Origin of the sequence: Nostoc sp. ChiSLP03a (assembly GCF_034531215.2) — a bacterium.
Classification (GTDB): Bacteria; Cyanobacteriota; Cyanobacteriia; order Cyanobacteriales; family Nostocaceae; genus Nostoc.
The window spans coordinates 22,438-39,784 of sequence record NZ_JAVRBQ020000096.1 but is presented as its reverse complement, the minus strand read 5'-3'; the positions used below and the strand labels follow the sequence as shown (position 1 = coordinate 39,784).

The following is a 17,347-nucleotide window of genomic DNA, read 5'->3' as shown; positions in this document are numbered from 1 at the left end:
GACAATTAACCTAGCATAAACTTATGTAGAGACGTGAATTTCGCGTCTCTATACGCCTTTGGGGTGCTGTGGCTTTATAAGCAACACAATTAGCTTTTAACTTTCCTCTTGAGAATAACCGTTTTTTTCGCGTTTGAGGCTTTCTTCTAAAGCTTGAATTTGTTCGCGACGAGCTTCCAATTCTAAGGAACGCCGCGCTAAGTCTTGATTTTGTAATGTCAGGGATTGTCGCCAATGTTCTGCTCGTTCGGCTTCGTGCTGCAAAAATTCCGGGGTAATGCCGATGGTGAGGTAGTTTTGTACCAGGTGGAGTACCCAGTTGGTGGCGTCTTCTAGTCTTTCAATGTCGCCTGTAGGGGAAAGTTCTACTAGAACAAGCAAGTTCTCACTCATGATCTTTCCCTTTCCCAACAGAATGAAAGCTTCTTCGGGAATTATCGCCCACAAGTTATCAGCTTCTTGACGCGCCAATAAGCGTAACTGGTGCTGGTCTAAAAAATCGTTTTTACGCACCTGGGCTAGATATAGCATGAGGGTCGCTTCGCTCCAATTCAAAATTCAAAATTCAAAAAAAATTTAATAAAAAAATAAGTGCCAGAATGGATATTTGGATCTTGTTAATTGGTAATGGGTAATTGGGAATTATTAACACTTCCATTACCCATTACAGTTATCCTAAGCCACGCAGACTATGCCTACGATAACCCCTTGAGGCGATCGCGCAAAATTTCAGCTTGCTTCTGTGCTTCTGCTAAGGCATCCCGCGCCCCTTGTACCACATCAGCTCTAGCTCTATCTACGAAACTAGGATTGTTTAATCTGGTATTCAGGGATTGAACTTCGGCTTCAGCTTTACTTAAGCTTTTTTCTAGCTTGGCACGTACAGCTTCAATATCTACCACACCGCTTAGAGGAATTAGCACCTGTATTGTACCAATTACACCTGCGATCGCATTTTCTGGTTCTTGTGGTTGTTCTAATTCTTTCTGCGGAAAAAACTGTCTCCATAACTTTTGTCTAGCTTGAGCAGTGAGTAAATTTTGGCTAACAAACCACGCTGTGTAACCAAAACCAACTAGTTCAAAGAAAGTTCCGATGATGGGAATATCATCAATGGCATTTCCCGCAGCTAAAGCCACTCTACCAAAGACAATGGCCACGATAATTAAGCCAATTGTCTTCAAACCTCTTTGAGGTTTTTTCGCAGCAACAGTTTGGTTTTCTTGCTTGTCGGTAATAGTTAAAGTCTCAACCTTCGCCAAATCTTTAATATAAGACTGTCCAGCAGTGAGAATTTCCCGCTCCTTCTCGCTTTCAGTTTGCAAATTCGCTGTCACTTTTACCCCTGGCTTAATATCCGCCTCAGCCCGCAAATTCCGAATTGTGCGGATAGTAGCAATCAGTAATTCAAACTGTTCTTCTAAAGCTGAATCAATTAAATTTGCATCTACCTGGGGATAGATTTGTAATGGCAGAGTTTGCGGTGAATCTGCTGAATGTTGGGTGAGAGTTTGCCAAATTTCTTCGGTAATATGAGGCATAAAGGGATGAAGCAGTTTCATAATCCCTTCCAGTATGTAGCCGAGGGTTTGCTGTGCTACCCGCCGCGATACTGGATCGGCATCTGCTTGCAATCTGGATTTCACTAGTTCAATATATTGATCGCAGAAATCACCCCAAATAAACTCGTAGAGTCCTTTTGCTGCTTCCCCTAAACCGTAATTATCGATGTAATTAGTGGTTTCTTTGACAACTTGATGATACCGCGAGATAATCCAGCGATCGCTCAATTCGGTAGCTACTGGATTCCCCAATTGTTGCGGTGTCTGTCCATCCAAATTCATCATCACAAATCGGGCAGCGTTCCACAACTTATTTGCAAAGTTGCGGGATGCTTCCACTGATGCTGATTCATCCTTTTTGCGATCGTATTCTAAGCGGATATCTTGACCAGCACCAGCCACTTCTCGAATTAAGGTATACCGCAGGGCATCAGTACCATATTTGTCAATTAATAACAACGGGTCAATGCCATTACCTTTGGTCTTTGACATCTTCTGACCTTTTTCATCCAGCACCAAGCCGTGGATGTAAACCGTTTGGAAAGGCATTTGCTGCGTAAAATGCCCAGCCATCATTGTCATTCTGGCTACCCAGAAAAAGATGATGTCAAAGCCTGTTACCAAAGTGGTAGTCGGGTAGTAAGTTGCTAAATCTTGAGTTTGTTCCGGCCAGCCCAAAGTCGAAAACGGCCACAGTCCAGAAGAAAACCAAGTATCCAGCACATCTGGGTCTTGTTCTAGCTTGACATTTTCGCCAAATTGTAATTTTGCTTTATCCCAAGCTTCGGTTTCGGATTTCGCTACTACAAACGGCGTATTATCGGTAATTTGTCCATCCGTTTCACTGACAGCGTACCAAGCCGGAATTTGGTGTCCCCACCATAATTGACGAGAAATACACCAATCAGTGAGTTTTACTAGCCAATCACGATAGACCTTTGTCCAGCGTTGAGGAACAAACTCTGGAGAAGTTTGCTGGTCGAGGAATTCGAGAGTTTGGTCAGCTAGCGGGCGAATTTTGACGAACCACTGAGTCGAGAGGAGGGGTTCAATAGGTACTTTACCGCGATCGCTGTAGGGAACGGTATGTTTATAATCTTCTATCTTCACCAAAAAGCCATCTGCTTCTAAGCGAGAAACCACATTTTTTCTAGCAACAAAGCGGTCTTGTCCTTGAAACTCCCCAGCGTTGGCGTTGAGAGTGCCGTCTTTGTTCATAATGTTGATGAACGGCAGATTGTGACGCTTACCCATATCAAAATCGTTCGGGTCATGGGCGGGAGTTATCTTTACGCAACCCGTGCCGAAAGTGGGATCAACGTATTCATCCCCAATAATCGGAATTTCTCGTTGTAGAATTGGCAGAGTTAGAGTTTTGCCAATGAGATGTTTGTAGCGATCGTCATTGGGATTAACCGCTACAGCTGTATCGCCCAGCATCGTTTCTGGTCGAGTTGTCGCCACCTCTACAAAACCGGAACCATCGGTGAGGGGATAGCGGAAGTGCCAGAGATTTCCATTCACCTCTTGATTTTCCACTTCTACGTCAGACACAGCCGACCCAGAAGCAGGACACCAGTTAACTAAATATTCACCACGATAAATTAAGCCTTCCTCGTAAAGGCGAGTAAACGCCTCCACAACAGCCTTAGATAAACCCTCATCCAGGGTAAACCTTTCCCGTGACCAGTCCACCGAGACACCCAAGCGTCGTAGCTGATTCAGAATCGTTCCCTCAGACTCCGCCTTCCATTGCCAAGCGCGTTCTAGGAATTTCTCGCGCCCCAACTCGTAGCGAGTCTTACCCTCTTTTTTGAGTTGCTTTTCCAGCATAGTATGCACCGCGATGCTGGCGTGGTCAGTTCCGGGTAGCCATAGGGTATTACGTCCCTGCATCCGGTGGTAGCGCACGAGGGTATCAATCAACGCACTTTCAAAAGCGTGACCCATGTGCAAACTGCCAGTGACATTCGGCGGGGGAATGACGATGCAGTAGGGTTCGCCGCCTTTGTTGGGGTCAGCTTTGTAAACTTGGTTGTCTTCCCAGAATTTTTGCCACTTGGCTTCAGTGGAAAAGGGGTCGTAGAGACTGGGGAGATTGGGAATAGTTGCGGTCATGCGGGGCAAACTAACTATGGAAGGACTCTAATAAATTTTGCCACAGGGTTGGAGAGGGTTTGTTTAGCAATTCTCTAAATCGTGGATATACCCCTTAAAAAATCTATCTGGAAATGCGAAATCTATTTTTGACCCTTGTAGTTATCTTGCATAAATTCCGTAGCTGACATCTGTATATTCATCCAGAAAGACTCATGAAATTGAAACCAGGTTTATTTCAACTCATAGTATTCGTTATGACTGTATCGCTACTTGCTTCTTGTGCGACAACCCCAGAAGCAAGACAGTCAGATTGTATCTCCACAACGTCGCCAAATAAACAAGCTAATAACTGTTCTCCCTCATCTAATGGTAGCGGCAGATCAAGTGGTTACTCTGGTGGGAGTAGCATTAGAAGATTCGGTTCTGGTGATTCATCGGAGGCCGGGACTTCTAGGGGTTCTGCCAAGGGCCGTAGTGGTTTTGGTAGTTTCGGTCGCGGTGGTCATGCGGGTGGATAAGAGAGTTATGAATATTTTCAACAGTCCTCAACGAAAGCGTCTATTTCAGTCGATGAAAATGGGTTGGTACAACTTTGCTCCTATTGAAGAAGGAACAGGCATACCTCTAACTGACCAAGAAACACCTTACGCTCTTTATTATTGCCATAAAGTTTTACCGCAGACGATACAAGAAATTCAGCAAGCATCGGAATTAGTCGGTAGTGTTTTAACGCAAGTGTGGCAAATTATCCGCACTCTTGATGAGGATACACTACTTTACTATGGATTTCCGGAAGCTACCATCAAGTTAGTTAAATATGACTTCCTCGCACCATTTTGTATGCGTCTTGACTGGTGCTGGAATCAAGAAAAAGGGATAAAAAAAGTAGTAGAAACTAATCCCCAAACTCCTAGTTTTTGGTTTGAGTGTACGGATGGCAATAATAAAGTCGCCAGACATTTTGAATTGCAAGAACCAGATTTAGATGCTCAAAAACTCTTAAAAATAACACTTAATCAGCATGTAAATAGAGCCGCATTAAATTTGGGTAAACCAGTTACAGACTGTCGCATAGCATTTACAGCTTTGAATAATGCCGAAGATTTAGGTACTATGCGATGGCTAAGAAATTACTTGGAGTGCAAAAGTACCATTTTACCCTTAGAATATCTTGGCATCAAAGATGGTGAGTATCTATTTGACCAGAGAACAAAAAAACCCATAGATATACTCTTTATGTGGTATCCATTGGAATGGCTAATCCATGATACTGATGAAAAAGGCGAAAGATTATGGCCGGCTCTCGAGCAACTAATTTTTGATAATAAAATTGTGATTGTGAACTTTGGTTCTGCTTTTGCACTGCAACCAAAGAGTATATTTGCCCTAATTACAGACTTGGGATATGACTTTTTTTCTAACAAAGATGCTGGTACAGTCTGGGAATATTTTCCGAAAACATCACTGAGTGCAACAGCAATAGGTAATTCATACTTTGCTAAACCTATTTTAGGAAGAGAAGGTGAAGGAGGATTTGCAGTTAATTCAGGAAATATCTCTGTGCGTAGTAGTAATAATGACCCTTGGTATACACAACAGAATTATGTCTATCAAGAGTTATTAGAATTTCCTAAATTAGAAATTGATGGCAAGTCAATGACTCAAGTTTGGGGAGCTTGGCTATATAACAATGGTAATGACAAATTTATATCTGGAGGTGTAGGAATCCGCCTTTCTGAAGGGGAAATTACAGATAACTTATCCTATTGGTGTCCTATTGGATGCTAATTTTAATAACACCAATAATTAGAGGCAAACATGAAACCTCAAACTACCACCCCTTCGCCCTGGATATACATACCCACCCTCTACTTTGCCTCTGGCATACCTTACATCATTATCAATACAGTTTCAGTAATCTTTTACAAAAAGCTCGGAATAGATAATACTCAAATTGCCTTGTGGACAAGTTTTCTCTATCTACCTTGGGTCATCAAAATGTTTTGGGGCCCAATTGTCGATATTTATTCTACCAAACGTCAATGGATACTTTATACCCAATTTGCGATGTTCGCTTGTTTGGGTTTGATAGCTTTCTCCTTGCAACTGCCAAATTTCTTTTTCATCTCCCTTGCAACATTAACAATAGGAGCATTTATTTCTGCAACTTATGACATTGCCACAGATGGCTTTTATCTGTTGGCTTTATCTCCAGAACAACAAGCCTTATTTGTTGGCATTCGCTCACTGTTTTATCGAATGGCTGTCATTTTTGGCTCTGGAATATTAGTAGTCTTAGCAGGTCAGCTTGAAGTGTTTCTGAATAATATTCCTTTAAGCTGGACTATAACTATTGGTTTCTCAGCTTTAATTTTAGCAATCCTGTTTATTTTTCATCGCCTAATTTTACCCTTACCTGAATTAGATAACCAACGACAAATAGAAGCTAGGGAAAATATACCTTTTTGGTCAATCATCAGCTCATATTTTGCTCAAGATAAAATTCTAAATATTTTAGCATTTATATTGCTTTACAGACTTGGCGAAGCAATGCTTGTGAAGATAGCCTCTTTATTTTTATTGGATAAACTGGAAGTAGGAGGCTTAGGGTTATCAACATCAGATGTCGGGCTAGTCTACGGGACATTTGGGGTAATATCCCTAATCTGTGGAGGAATTTTAGGAGGCTTGCTAATTTCTAAATATGGATTAAAAAAATGTTTATTCCCTATGGCTTTAGCATTGAATTTACCAGATATTTTTTATGTGTATATGGCTTACACGAAGCCTTCACTAACATTAGTCTATCCCTTGGTTTCCTTGGAGCAATTTGGCTATGGTTTTGGATTTACAGCTTTTAGTGTTTATTTAATGTACATTTGCCAAGGCGAATATAAAACTTCTCATTTTGCCATATCTACTGGCATTATGGCTTTAGGAATGATGTTACCCGGATTAGTTAGCGGTTATCTGCAAAAAGCACTTGGCTATCCATTATTTTTTGTCTTGATTTGTTTGCTGACCATTCCTGGGATGATTGCTCTCTTTTTTATTCCTTTAAAAGAAGAAACAAAGCGTCAAAATAATTAAGATTATTGCAATCCATGAGTTATGTTTTGGGAATAGATGGCGGCGGTAGCAAGACTGTTTGTGTCTTGATGGATGATTTGCGTCAAGTGCTAGGTCGTGCTGAAGCAGGCCCATCTAATTATCAAAGTATAGGTATCGAAGCAACTTTACAATCTATTCAATGTGCAATTCACAATGCGGTTGAGGCAGCAATAATTACAAATTCTGTGAATATTGATGCGATATGTTTGGGTTTAGCAGGTGTAGGTCGTGTAGCAGATATCGAAGTAGTAAAAGGTTTTGTTAAAGAGTTAGAGAATAACAAATTGCCTATTAATTGGGCGTTACAGCCAGCGAATATTGTAATTTGTAACGATGCTTTAATTGCTTTAGTTGGTGGAATTGGTCAGCCTGTAGGAATTGTGGTTGCAGCAGGTACTGGTTCGATAGTTTTCGGACGAAATCATGAAGGAGAGACTAAGCGAGTCGGCGGCTGGGGGTATATTTTAGGAGATGAAGGTAGCGCTTATAAAATTGCGATCGCAGGCATGAACGCAGCATTAAAATCTTATGATGGACGAGAAATATCAACGAGTTTGATAGAGGGTTTCAAACAGCATCTTGATTTGGAAAATATAGAAGATTTAGTAGAAGTAGTATATCGCCGAGAATGGGGAGTTAAAGAGATAGCAGCTTTAGCACCAGTTGTAGATTTTGCAGCAGCGTCAGGTGATATAGTAGCGAATATGATAATTGATGATGCTGTAAAAGAGTTAGTAAAAGCTACATCTACAGTAATTGATGCAATTTTTACTGCCGACTCAGTTTTAGAAGTAGTCACAACGGGAAGTGTCTGGCGCGGTAGATGCAATATCCATGAAAGATTTGCAGCATCTCTTGTTAAGAAGTTTCCTAATGTAAAGGTAATTTTTCCCAGGTATGAACCTGCTTATGGTGCTGGTTTGTTAGCGTTGCAGACAACTCAAAATTGACGCGAAGAAAGCAATAATATAAGTTTTCAGTCTGCAAATATGCGCCCCAAGAAAGTTACTATTTCAGACCAAGCTGCGGTGCTAGCACTAGAATCATAACGATAACCGTCGTCGCGCATGAATGTATGTTCTGCTTCATACAAGAAAACTTGGTGAGGGATGTTAGCATTCTCAATTGCTTTGATTATGGTTTGGCGATCGCTATCTGGTATATGAGGGTCAAGAGTACCAAACACCATTAGCATCTCACCTTTGATTTCATTTACCCTCTGGATTGTATCGGCTACCTCTTTACCGTTGAAGCGCTAGAAATCCAACCATCCGCAGGACAAGAACCAATTCATTGGTGGTTGTTGACCACACATGAAGTTGTGTGTTTGGAACAGGCACTGCGAGTGATTCGGTGGTACGGATGGCGATGGAAGATTGAACAACTTTTTGCCACCCTCAAAAAAGCTGGATTAAATTTAGAAGCAATACAGTTAGAGTCTAGTATTGCTGTCCAACGCCTCACAATCCTTGCTTTATCCGTAGCCGTGCGAACCTTACAAATGGTTGAAGGGCACGACAATACTCAGCTTTCTGCCGAGCTTACCTAAACCCATCTGAATATGCCCCGGTCGAAGCCTGATATTTCCCAGAGTCCTCTGTAGTTGCGAACACTTTCGCCGCTCCACCCCCGGATACTCTCATAGCTTCTTCTTCACCTAGCTCGCTAATAATGCCAAGGTCGCTAATATTGTATAAACTCGCTGGCGCCTGTTTTTGATGCATTACTAGTTCCTCACAAATTATATTTCAATATAAAATTAACAGTTTATTAAACGCTTGTAAACTGCTTTTTTCAACCATCCTACCTTTCCCACTTTTACAAACAAAACTTTAACTCACTGCTTTTTTCTTTCATCTTACTAAACCCACTTTTTTACACAAAGCGACTAGTCTGACGAATTCACCCGTTAAAAAAGCGAGGCTAGACTATCTTAAACTCCCACCGATAATAATAAAGGGGATAGATGACATTCGCTTGCTGCGAAGCACCCATACCCGAATAGCTGCCCAGATCATGAACCTGGAATCTATAGTCCGGTATCTAATAATCACAGTATCGACCGAGATATGTAGATTGTCACTGGGATAGATACTGATTTACGAAATACCTACGAAAAGATTGTTACACAATTACTCCTGTTCACCCTTAATTCCGCCTCCCATAGCCAACAGCGCCGTTCCATAAGCTGCTTCTGTGTACACTGACGCTACTACAGGAACCTGCAAATGACGCGTCCTAATCGCAGTCCAAGTGTCATTCGCCGCACCACCGCCAGCAGTATAAACACGACTCAATTTGTCTGCTCCCATTTGTTGTAATAATTCATACCCTCGCGCTTCTATGCGGGCAATGCTTTCTAATAAACCATGCAAAAATTCCACTGGGTTATCTGGGCGTGGTGACAAACGTGGGGCTAAATTGGGATCGTTAATCGGAAAGCGATCGCTTTAATACACTGTATGTACACCGTAGCCTTAAAAGGCGATGATTACGAAAATTATGGTTTTGTTGATGAAAAGAGTGTATCATCCAAGACGGTTTGGTTAAGGGAAGAGACGCGATAAATCAACGTCTCTACAAAGGGGTGATTCTTAACTAAACTGTTCAATAATTCCGCCACCTAACACTTTCTCGCCGTCGTACCACACCGCCGCTTGTCCGGGGGTGATACTGATTTGGGGTTCATCAAACACCAAACGCACACGGGAGTTTTCCAACGGAATTACTGTCACTGGTGTAGCCGTTGAACGATAACGAATTTGCACTTCGGCATGAATTGGGGTGGATGGTTCGGGAATGGAAACCCAATTTACCCGATTTACAGTGCATTCTGGCTGAGTTACCTTGGTGCGATCGCCTACTACTACTTTATTATTTTCCGCATCTAATTCAATCACATAGAGCGGTTCAGCAGCAGCAATCCCCAAGCCTTTGCGCTGCCCAATAGTGTAATGATGCACACCATCATGCTGTCCCAAAACTTTGCCTGTAACATCGACAATATCGCCTGTTTTGGGAGCTAAATATTTATCCAAAAATGCCCGCATGGAACCGTTACTTTCCACTAAGCATAAGTCTTGACTTTCTGGTTTATCAGCAGTTTTGAGTCCGTATTCAGTTGCAATGCGGCGCGTGTCAGTTTTTTCTAGTTCGCCTAGAGGAAATATCGTTGCTCTTAGTAAATCTTGAGACAAATCATAAAGGAAGTATGACTGATCTTTGTTGCGGTCAACAGCCCTTAATAACTGGTAACGTCCAGTTGCTTCGTCATAGCTAATTCGGGCATAATGACCAGTGGCAATGCGATCGCACCCCAATTCTTCACGAGCATACTGCACCATTGGCCCAAACTTCACCGTTTTATTGCACTGGGAGCAAGGCAAAGGCGTAATCCCAGCGCTGTAACCAGTTACCAGGTAATCGACAATATGCGTCTGAAAGACATCTCGAATATCCACAACCTGATGGGGAACACCCAATTGTTCACAGATATCAGCCGCGTCGATCATACCTTCAGAGCAACATTGACCTTTGCCTTTCATTAGCCAAAGAGTCAAACCAATCACTTCATAGCCCTGATGGTGCAGGATAGCTGCGGCGGTGGAACTGTCAACGCCACCAGAAAGACCAACGACGACTTTTTTCATACAAAGCACGACACGATATGCGTGGTTGTCCAATTGTAGCATATACTCTTCAAAGCCTTGCTACTAAAGCGCTTCAGTTTTAACGTCACTGAATTAGCGTCGGCATAGCCATCCTAGACATCGCTATTTACTCTTTCATCTAAGATTAATTACAGATGTATTTTTTGCCACGCAGATGAGGTAACTTTACGTTAACGCTATATAGTTGCTACAACGGTGAACTAATTAGTTCTTGATGAAAATTACTTAAAAATATTTTGATTACTTTCTAACTATTATGTCGAGAGGAATATCAAGTCAATTTATCTCATTTCAGATGTTGCGCCGAAATTCTCAGGGTTGGAAGCCCACTATGGCAGTTCTCTTTTTGTTAGTGGGAGGATTGTTAGTACTGATTCCCGACTCTACCCCAGCACAAGCACAAATTTCCAACAGCAACCTCTTACTGGCTCAAGAAGGTGAGATTTTACCGCCACCACCAATTCCCTTTGGTCAACAGCCATCACCGCAGTTACAACCAGCTCAACCACAGGACTTCAATCAACCGGAAGCGAACTTTCAGCCTATCCAAACAGTACAAGACACTCAATTTGAGCAGAATTTTCAGCCTTCCCAACCATTACCGAACAATCAATTTGAGCAGAACTTTCAGCCTTCTCAACCATTACCGAACAATCAATTTGAGCAAAATTTTCAGCCCTCTCAACCTCCACAATTTAGTCAATATAACCAGAACTTTGAGCGCTATTTAGTTTATGTTGATGGTAGTGATTTCCAGACACTACAAGCCATACGGCAGATTGAACCCAGTGCTTACATTCGCCAGTTCCAAGGTCGGACTGTAATTCAGTCAGGAGTTTTTAACAGAGTAGCCAACGCCCAACAACGGGTGAATGAGCTACAGTCACGAGGCATATATAACGCCCGAATTATCAGCTTTGGTAACGGACAAGAAATAAATGCAGACAATGGCAACTATAACTATAGAGACGATCGCAATAATATAAACGCTAATAGGCGAGTCTCTAGATATTATGTCGCCATTCCCACCACTTCCGAACAGTTAGGAGCGATCGCAGCACAACTTAGGCAGAATTTAAGCCAATTTACGCAAGATTTAGGACGATCCGGCGGAGTCATCGAAAGGACGCAACCACGAGGCCCGCACGTAGCAGTCGGGCCTTTCCAAAATCGATTTCAAGCTGAGGAATGGAACAAATATATCCGAAATATCGGATACGGTAATGCCAGAGTTTACTACGGAAAGTAAATAAGTCAGGAGTTAGGAGTGAGGGAAGTACACCAACGGCAAGCGCTCCAATGTAAGTATTATAGAATTTTAGGCAAATCAGTTGTAAATCATGTGACAGCTATCAGCCAAAATTTTTATAGAGACTCACACAAGTACAGTCAAAATGGATATAAAGAATGGCTTCGTTGGCGCTGTTGGCAACACCCCTTTAATTCGCTTAAACAGTTTTAGCGAAGAAACAGGGTGTGAAATCCTTGCGAAAGCAGAATTTCTCAATCCTGGAGGTTCCGTCAAAGACCGCGCCGCACTTTACATCATCGAAGATGCCCAAAAGAAAGGTTTACTTAAACCTGGTGGCACGGTTGTAGAAGGAACCGCTGGTAATACTGGCATTGGATTAGCACATATTTGCAACGCCAAAGGCTACAAATGCCTAATTATTATTCCCGATACCCAGTCACAAGAAAAGATAGACGCGCTGACAGCATTAGGAGCAGAAGTTCGTCCCGTCCCCGCTGTACCTTACAAAGACCCCAACAACTACGTCAAGCTATCGGGCAGAGTAGCTGCTGAGTTGGAAAATGCCATTTGGGCAAATCAGTTTGATAATTTAGCCAACCGCCTCGCCCACTACGAAACCACAGGGCCGGAAATTTGGACGCAGACAGATGGTAAAATAGATGCATGGACAACTGCAACCGGTACTGGTGGTACTTATGCTGGTGTAGCATTGTACTTAAAAGAACAAAATCCAGCAATTAAATGTGTTGTAGCCGATCCGCTAGGTAGTGGACTTTATAGCTATGTCAAAACTGGCGAAATCAAAATAGAAGGAAACTCCATCACTGAAGGTATCGGTAACGGTCGTGTCACAGCCAATATGGAAGGCGCACCTGCTGATGATGCCATTCAAATCGATGATCAAGAAGCTTTGCGAGTAGTTTACCAACTGCTGAGGAAAGATGGGTTGCTAATGGGCGGCTCAACGGGTATTAATGTTGCGGCAGCTGTTGCCTTAGCAAAGCAATTGGGGCCAGGACATACCATTGTCACCATCTTGTGTGATAGTGGTTCCCGGTATCAGTCGCGGATATTCAACCCGGAATGGCTAGCCTCAAAAGGACTTTCAATAAATTAGTTATTAGTTATTAGTCATTTGTCATTAGTTATTAGGCATTAGTCACTTGTACTAAGCCTAATCGTTGGCGCAGCCTTTCCAAGAGTTGATTGGTCATGAGCTTCCGACTTTTGACAAAAGACAAATGACGAATGACAAATGACAAAGAACAAATGACAACTCAACCATCAAACTTCCCCACAATAGACCAACCCTCTTCTTCTAAATGTGTGCGGGTTTGTCAAAATCGTACTTGTAAAAAGCAAGGTGCGGCCAAGGTTTTAGCAGCTTTTACAGCTTTGCCAATCCCTGGTGTAACTGTAACGGCTAGCAGCTGTTTAGGACAATGTGGCAATGGCCCAATGGTGCTGATATTACCCGATATGGTTTGGTATAGCGGCGTTCACCCTGATGAAGTATCTCTACTGATAGAAAATCATTTGCTAGGTGGTCAAAGAGTCAAACAGATGCTCTATTATCGGTTTCATCCCCAGAAAGAAAGCTAAATTTTTAATATTAAGCTCTGCAATCTTTTTGACTGAAGTGAGGCATCCAATGAATATCCAGCAGCTGCGTCAATCCTTAAAACAAAAGTGGCTTATTTACTACAAGCAAAATATTTCCTGGCTGGTTAAAATGCGAATTTGGGCCACTTACGATGGTCTGCGCCGCCCTTTGTCCGGTTTTATTTTGGCAACACTGTCTGTTTTAGAACCCCAGTTTGATGAAATACTTGCTTTTATGGTGGATCTCAATAACGATCCAGATAAAATAGTCGCTGCTTTAGGTCTTAACTTCAATCCCGATGAAGAGTTACGTTTAATCAAATCAGACCATTCTATGGCTATAAGCCAAGTTGAAAGCGAGCCGCCAGATGAGAAGCATTCTGAGGATAAACATCTATCATCGGCTGTAACTGCCAGCAAGATTGCGCTTCATTCTCTTGCTAAGACTCTAGATTCCAACTTGTCACGCACCGATGAACTTGTGCCATCAATTACAGCTACCACTGAAGTAGTTCGCACACGCAAACTTGAGTTGATAGTAGCAAATGCAACTAAAATTGCTCCAGATACTCCGGCAAAAACTTCATCCTCCGGTTTACTAAGGAAATATCAACCAGTACGCTGGCACTCTGGTCAGTTACCTTCAGGAGCATCGGCGACAATGACTAGTGAGGTTAACAGCAAAGCCAAAACTATGCCATCTGTGGCGTTAGCTACTGAGGTTAAAAGCAACGCACCACCTGTCCGAATCCCTGTGGGTGCATCGTTGGCAATTACCACTGAGATTTCTAGTAATGGTAAACCAGGGCGATCGCTAGCAACTACTACTGAGGTTAAAAGTAACGGTAAACATCCGAATATTAACTTACAAGAGGTTAAGAGCAAAATAAATTTACCAACTACAAATGCCCGTAGTATAGCTTCTTGGGTAGATGAATTTTGTTACGGCGCTAGGGAGAAAGAGAAAGATATCTTGATTTGAGTTACAGCAAAAGCCTTGGTGATTAGGATATCAACAGATGATAAAACTTAAATACAAAAAGACTTTCCACCCAGTCCCCAGTCCCTTGCTATAATTACGGATATTCGTGAGAAACAAACGGGATTTCTATGACTTCACCCTCAGTTTCTCCCACTTTGACTTTTAAACCTACACCACCAGCTTTGGTGCGAATGTAACCTAGTCCAAAGTAACCATCAGCGGTTTGGGTGTAACTAGTAAGTTTGCCAACCTTTTCATCTGCAACCGCGATCGCACTTCCAACTTCCACAGGGGCATTGAGGCGGATACCCAAAAGGTGTTGTTTTACACCTTTATATGTATTTAACCGAGCAATAGTTTCTTGCCCAATATAGCAACCTTTAGTAAAAGAAATTGTTTGCCACAAACCCACTTCTAGAGGATTGTAATCATCTGTGAGTTCCGCATCTGGGGCGGGGCGGCCTTGTAAAATTCGCAAAGCATCCCAAGCGCGATCGCTCATTTCTACCGCTCCTGCTTCTAACAGTTTGTTCCACACTGTTTCTTTGTCAGTATAAGGGAAAGTTAAGGTGTATCCGGGCGCAGCTAACCCGCTACCTACAGCAATCCGCACTCCTTCAGCCGGAGCGATCGTGTATACTTGGTGACTACCGTAAGGTTGTCCAATAAGTTCGCCAATACCCAACTTTTCTAAAACAGCGTCGCTTCCTGGGCCAATCAGGCTGAAGGTATTGGTGTATTGGGTAATATCAGATAATTCCACCTTGTCGGCATAGAAAATATATTTATCCAGCCATTCCATCAAAAACTGGCGACGGTTAGGTGAAACTAGCAAGATTACCGCATCTTCTCTAACGTAGGCGGTTACTAAATCAATTGTTCTGGCTGTGGAAGTAACAAAAACCGTATCACAACCTTGTCCTGGCTTGAGTATTTGGAAATTATTAGTACTTTGGTTGTGTAAGAAATTGAGGCGATCGTCGCCAGCTACTTTAATCCGTCCCCAAGCGGTGCGATCGCATATTGCAACCCCAACTCTGGCGGCTTGGATAGCTGCTGCGTCTTTATCGTCAAGTATAGATGTTGGCATAGCGATCGGAAATTGCCCTGTTTGAATGTTGTCGCACTGGAAATCTTAGCAAATAAGCGTTTGCGGCTTCAATCTACCTCCGGTTTTCTTCTAGCCTATAATCAAAATCTTATCAACATCGCGATTTTGTGAAAAACATTAAAGCTGTCGTTAGCAAAATCATTCTTTTGTTGATGAAAATCATTATTTTGTGAAGAACGTTAAAGCTGTCGTTAGTAAAATCATTATTTTGTTAAGAACATTAAACCTGTCGTTACGACATTAAGTTCTGTCGTTATGAGAGTGATAACGGCGATTCATGGCGATCGCTCTTTTTTAAGATTAGATTATTTCATGATGAAATTAGCGATCGCTATAATGGTATCGTGCCTGAATAAACTCGATTCGGTCATCACTTACTACGTAAACAATCCGGTCAGTTTGAGTGATTCGGCGCGACCATACATTTGCATCATAGTATCTCAATCTTTCAGGATTGCCTGTACCTTCAAAGGGATTCCGCCTAATCTCTTCAACTAAAGATAAGATGCGGAGTGCAGTTTTTCTATTTGTCTCTACCCAGTAGGTAAGGTCTTCTAGAAATCTCCGGTCAAAAACAAGGTTGCGTTCTAAATTATTCTCTTGAGAAACTTCAGATTGGGGAAGTGCATCTGGTTCTAAATTATCCGACATTGAATTTATTTACTCTTCTTCGTAGAGCGAGAACTCTTTACGCAACTCGTCTATAGTTTGGGGCATATTAGTCTTAGCCTTAACACGTTGTAAAGCATCTAAAAGACGTGCTGCATTCTCAGGTGACTGGAACAAATATGCTGTCTCTATAATGCTATTAAGTTCCGCAGTAGGTATGACGGATACACTTTCTGCACCTTCACGATTAACAACTACAGGTTCACGAGTGCTAATTGCCTCTTCGTAAATTTTTTCAAAATTATTGCAAGCTTCGGTATAGTTTGTTTTATTAGACATTTTTTGTTCCTTAATTTATCTGTTACTCTTTGCTGGCAGGTAACTAAGAGTTGCTTCAGCTAGAATTTCTTGAATGATGGTTAAAATTTCCTCTTTCGATTCTATGTGCTTTGCTAGAATTTGAGCGGTTTATTCCAGTACTTACTCAGATCATAACTTGGCTAAATCTTGCCGCAAACTCTGCCCAATATAAAACTTGAGCAAGGCTTCAGGTGACATATCTTGACTGGCTGCTACTTTTTCGAGCGATCGCAATGTATCTATTGGTATCTTTATTGATACTGTTTCTGTAGCACGGGGTCTTAAATGTAGTTTTTGTTCTTCTTCGCCCACACAAGTGGGCTTTGTTCGTGTATTCTATTGTCAGGGCTTTAACCTTCTGGCAATTTAGCAAACGCCTGCTCAACTAACTTCTTTGACTTAGCATCCAAACGCAGCCAATCGACTTCACCGAATTCATCGATTAAACTAGTATCAATATCAGCAACTTCTTTCTGTGGGGTGTATTCAATAAAACACACCTGATAACACAGTTCCCACAAATCGATACTCGCTTCTTGCTGTTGACGCTGCAAACGTAGATGATATCCTGGATGGGGCATCGGCAGACGAGCCAGAGTTCCTCTGATTTCATCTGCTTCTTGGGGCGTTGCAGTTTCGATTGCTTGCAATAGCTCACTCACCAATGCTTTGATTTCATCAGTGGTGCTAGGCGGCCAAATCAGGACATCATGGTAAGTTCCCGTCCAGGAAGATTCATCAAGCTGCTTGCGGATATTGTCGATAACGCGAATGAAAGCAGGTTGCATGAGGATTTCAGCCTGCTGCCATGCAACTGGATTTGTTATTTTAGGTGGCATTGGTAATAAACAGGGGCACTAAAAGAAAAATAAACAGTCTGCGTTTATTAAAAAGCTGCGTTTTTAATCTAAATCTTTTCTCAAGATAGCGGATTTCAATGAAGAAAATTTGGAGATATTTATTACCAGCTGGAAAATTAGGTAATAA

The 17,347-nt window shown here is 42.1% G+C and carries 16 protein-coding genes and 3 pseudogenes; 9 read left to right on the top strand and 10 right to left on the bottom strand.

Annotated elements, in window-relative coordinates; translation table 11 throughout:
* Nucleotides 1-96: 96 nt before the first annotated feature.
* Both RMY32_RS15755 and RMY32_RS15750 read right to left on the bottom strand, forming a co-directional pair.
* Complete coding sequence (locus RMY32_RS15755) at nucleotides 97-531, bottom strand: hypothetical protein (protein WP_094348415.1); 435 nt, start codon at nucleotides 529-531, stop codon at nucleotides 97-99.
* Nucleotides 532-695: 164 nt separating this feature from the next.
* Nucleotides 696-3,680, bottom strand: a complete 2,985-nt coding sequence (locus tag RMY32_RS15750) for a valine--tRNA ligase (protein WP_322711825.1) — start codon at nucleotides 3,678-3,680, stop codon at nucleotides 696-698.
* Between the two features lie 194 nt (nucleotides 3,681-3,874).
* Between RMY32_RS15750 and RMY32_RS15745 the strand changes: the two genes are divergently transcribed.
* Genes RMY32_RS15745 through RMY32_RS15730 form a run of 4 tightly spaced genes read left to right on the top strand, consistent with a single transcriptional unit; the run spans nucleotide 3,875 to nucleotide 7,723 of the window.
* Entirely contained in the window at nucleotides 3,875-4,180 is a 306-nt protein-coding gene (locus RMY32_RS15745) for a hypothetical protein (RefSeq protein WP_322711824.1), read from the top strand.
* A 7-nt stretch (nucleotides 4,181-4,187) separates the two neighbouring features.
* Entirely contained in the window at nucleotides 4,188-5,450 is a 1,263-nt protein-coding gene (locus RMY32_RS15740; protein WP_322711823.1) for a glutathionylspermidine synthase family protein, read from the top strand.
* Between the two features lie 30 nt (nucleotides 5,451-5,480).
* The gene (locus RMY32_RS15735; protein WP_322711822.1) at nucleotides 5,481-6,752 is read left to right on the top strand and encodes an MFS transporter; all 1,272 of its coding nucleotides are present in this window, start codon (nucleotides 5,481-5,483) and stop codon (nucleotides 6,750-6,752) included.
* Between the two features lie 14 nt (nucleotides 6,753-6,766).
* Complete coding sequence (locus tag RMY32_RS15730; RefSeq protein WP_322711821.1) at nucleotides 6,767-7,723, top strand: N-acetylglucosamine kinase; 957 nt, start codon at nucleotides 6,767-6,769, stop codon at nucleotides 7,721-7,723.
* 26 nt (nucleotides 7,724-7,749) lie between these two features.
* On the opposite strand, the pseudogene RMY32_RS15725 reads toward RMY32_RS15730, so the two are convergent.
* Nucleotides 7,750-8,019 (bottom strand): annotated as a pseudogene (locus tag RMY32_RS15725) (dienelactone hydrolase family protein); the annotation flags it as partial.
* Here RMY32_RS15725 and RMY32_RS15720 point away from each other — a divergent pair.
* Nucleotides 8,011-8,316, top strand: a pseudogene (locus RMY32_RS15720) (IS4 family transposase); the annotation flags it as partial. The pseudogenes RMY32_RS15725 and RMY32_RS15720 sit on opposite strands and share 9 nt — an antisense overlap.
* A 589-nt stretch (nucleotides 8,317-8,905) precedes the next feature.
* Here the strand turns inward: RMY32_RS15720 and RMY32_RS15715 are convergent.
* Both RMY32_RS15715 and mnmA read right to left on the bottom strand, forming a co-directional pair.
* A pseudogene (locus RMY32_RS15715) lies at nucleotides 8,906-9,220 on the bottom strand (FGGY-family carbohydrate kinase); the annotation flags it as partial.
* Nucleotides 9,221-9,367: 147 nt separating this feature from the next.
* Nucleotides 9,368-10,423, bottom strand: a complete 1,056-nt coding sequence (gene mnmA, locus RMY32_RS15710; RefSeq protein WP_322711819.1) for a tRNA 2-thiouridine(34) synthase MnmA — start codon at nucleotides 10,421-10,423, stop codon at nucleotides 9,368-9,370.
* A gap of 352 nt (nucleotides 10,424-10,775) precedes the next feature.
* On the opposite strand from mnmA, the gene RMY32_RS15705 reads away from it, so the two are divergent.
* From RMY32_RS15705 to RMY32_RS15690, 4 genes are all read left to right on the top strand, one after another.
* Nucleotides 10,776-11,693 carry a hypothetical protein gene (locus RMY32_RS15705; RefSeq protein ID WP_322711818.1) on the top strand — a complete coding sequence of 306 codons (918 nt, stop codon included), beginning with the start codon at nucleotides 10,776-10,778 and terminating at the stop codon, nucleotides 11,691-11,693.
* Nucleotides 11,694-11,838: 145 nt separating this feature from the next.
* Entirely contained in the window at nucleotides 11,839-12,813 is a 975-nt protein-coding gene (locus RMY32_RS15700; RefSeq protein WP_322673363.1) for a cysteine synthase A, read from the top strand.
* A gap of 152 nt (nucleotides 12,814-12,965) precedes the next feature.
* Complete coding sequence (locus RMY32_RS15695) at nucleotides 12,966-13,298, top strand: (2Fe-2S) ferredoxin domain-containing protein (protein ID WP_322711855.1); 333 nt, start codon at nucleotides 12,966-12,968, stop codon at nucleotides 13,296-13,298.
* Nucleotides 13,299-13,347: 49 nt separating this feature from the next.
* Nucleotides 13,348-14,280, top strand: coding sequence for a DUF5331 domain-containing protein (locus RMY32_RS15690; RefSeq protein WP_322711817.1), 933 nt, complete (start codon nucleotides 13,348-13,350; stop codon nucleotides 14,278-14,280).
* A 94-nt stretch (nucleotides 14,281-14,374) separates the two neighbouring features.
* On the opposite strand, the gene RMY32_RS15685 is transcribed toward RMY32_RS15690, so the two are convergent.
* The 5 genes from RMY32_RS15685 to RMY32_RS15665 all read right to left on the bottom strand — a co-directional run bounded on the left by RMY32_RS15685 (nucleotide 14,375) and on the right by RMY32_RS15665 (nucleotide 17,199).
* Nucleotides 14,375-15,370, bottom strand: coding sequence for a folate-binding protein (locus RMY32_RS15685; RefSeq protein WP_322711816.1), 996 nt, complete (start codon nucleotides 15,368-15,370; stop codon nucleotides 14,375-14,377).
* A 342-nt stretch (nucleotides 15,371-15,712) separates the two neighbouring features.
* The gene (locus RMY32_RS15680) at nucleotides 15,713-16,042 is read right to left on the bottom strand and encodes a Txe/YoeB family addiction module toxin (protein ID WP_322711815.1); all 330 of its coding nucleotides are present in this window, start codon (nucleotides 16,040-16,042) and stop codon (nucleotides 15,713-15,715) included.
* A 9-nt stretch (nucleotides 16,043-16,051) separates the two neighbouring features.
* Nucleotides 16,052-16,339, bottom strand: a complete 288-nt coding sequence (locus RMY32_RS15675; protein ID WP_094347188.1) for a type II toxin-antitoxin system Phd/YefM family antitoxin — start codon at nucleotides 16,337-16,339, stop codon at nucleotides 16,052-16,054.
* Between the two features lie 150 nt (nucleotides 16,340-16,489).
* Nucleotides 16,490-16,672, bottom strand: a complete 183-nt coding sequence (locus tag RMY32_RS15670) for a hypothetical protein (protein WP_322711814.1) — start codon at nucleotides 16,670-16,672, stop codon at nucleotides 16,490-16,492.
* A gap of 38 nt (nucleotides 16,673-16,710) precedes the next feature.
* Nucleotides 16,711-17,199, bottom strand: a complete 489-nt coding sequence (locus RMY32_RS15665; RefSeq protein ID WP_322711813.1) for a hypothetical protein — start codon at nucleotides 17,197-17,199, stop codon at nucleotides 16,711-16,713.
* Nucleotides 17,200-17,347: the final 148 nt, after the last annotated feature.

Bases quoted from the DNA above. Each gene is read 5' to 3' on its own strand.
- RMY32_RS15740 (WP_322711823.1), top strand. From the start codon at position 4,188: ATGAATATTTTCAACAGTCCTCAACGAAAGCGTCTATTTCAGTCGATG.
- RMY32_RS15700 (WP_322673363.1), top strand. From the start codon at position 11,839: ATGGATATAAAGAATGGCTTCGTTGGCGCTGTTGGCAACACCCCTTTA.
- RMY32_RS15705 (WP_322711818.1), top strand. From the start codon at position 10,776: ATGGCAGTTCTCTTTTTGTTAGTGGGAGGATTGTTAGTACTGATTCCC.
- RMY32_RS15680 (WP_322711815.1), bottom strand. From the start codon at position 16,042: ATGTCGGATAATTTAGAACCAGATGCACTTCCCCAATCTGAAGTTTCT.
- RMY32_RS15690 (WP_322711817.1), top strand. From the start codon at position 13,348: ATGAATATCCAGCAGCTGCGTCAATCCTTAAAACAAAAGTGGCTTATT.
- RMY32_RS15735 (WP_322711822.1), top strand. From the start codon at position 5,481: ATGAAACCTCAAACTACCACCCCTTCGCCCTGGATATACATACCCACC.
- RMY32_RS15665 (WP_322711813.1), bottom strand. From the start codon at position 17,199: ATGCCACCTAAAATAACAAATCCAGTTGCATGGCAGCAGGCTGAAATC.
- RMY32_RS15730 (WP_322711821.1), top strand. From the start codon at position 6,767: ATGAGTTATGTTTTGGGAATAGATGGCGGCGGTAGCAAGACTGTTTGT.
- RMY32_RS15685 (WP_322711816.1), bottom strand. From the start codon at position 15,370: ATGCCAACATCTATACTTGACGATAAAGACGCAGCAGCTATCCAAGCC.
- RMY32_RS15745 (WP_322711824.1), top strand. From the start codon at position 3,875: ATGAAATTGAAACCAGGTTTATTTCAACTCATAGTATTCGTTATGACT.
- RMY32_RS15695 (WP_322711855.1), top strand. From the start codon at position 12,966: ATGACAACTCAACCATCAAACTTCCCCACAATAGACCAACCCTCTTCT.
- RMY32_RS15750 (WP_322711825.1), bottom strand. From the start codon at position 3,680: ATGACCGCAACTATTCCCAATCTCCCCAGTCTCTACGACCCCTTTTCC.
- mnmA (WP_322711819.1), bottom strand. From the start codon at position 10,423: ATGAAAAAAGTCGTCGTTGGTCTTTCTGGTGGCGTTGACAGTTCCACC.
- RMY32_RS15755 (WP_094348415.1), bottom strand. From the start codon at position 531: ATGCTATATCTAGCCCAGGTGCGTAAAAACGATTTTTTAGACCAGCAC.
- RMY32_RS15675 (WP_094347188.1), bottom strand. From the start codon at position 16,339: ATGTCTAATAAAACAAACTATACCGAAGCTTGCAATAATTTTGAAAAA.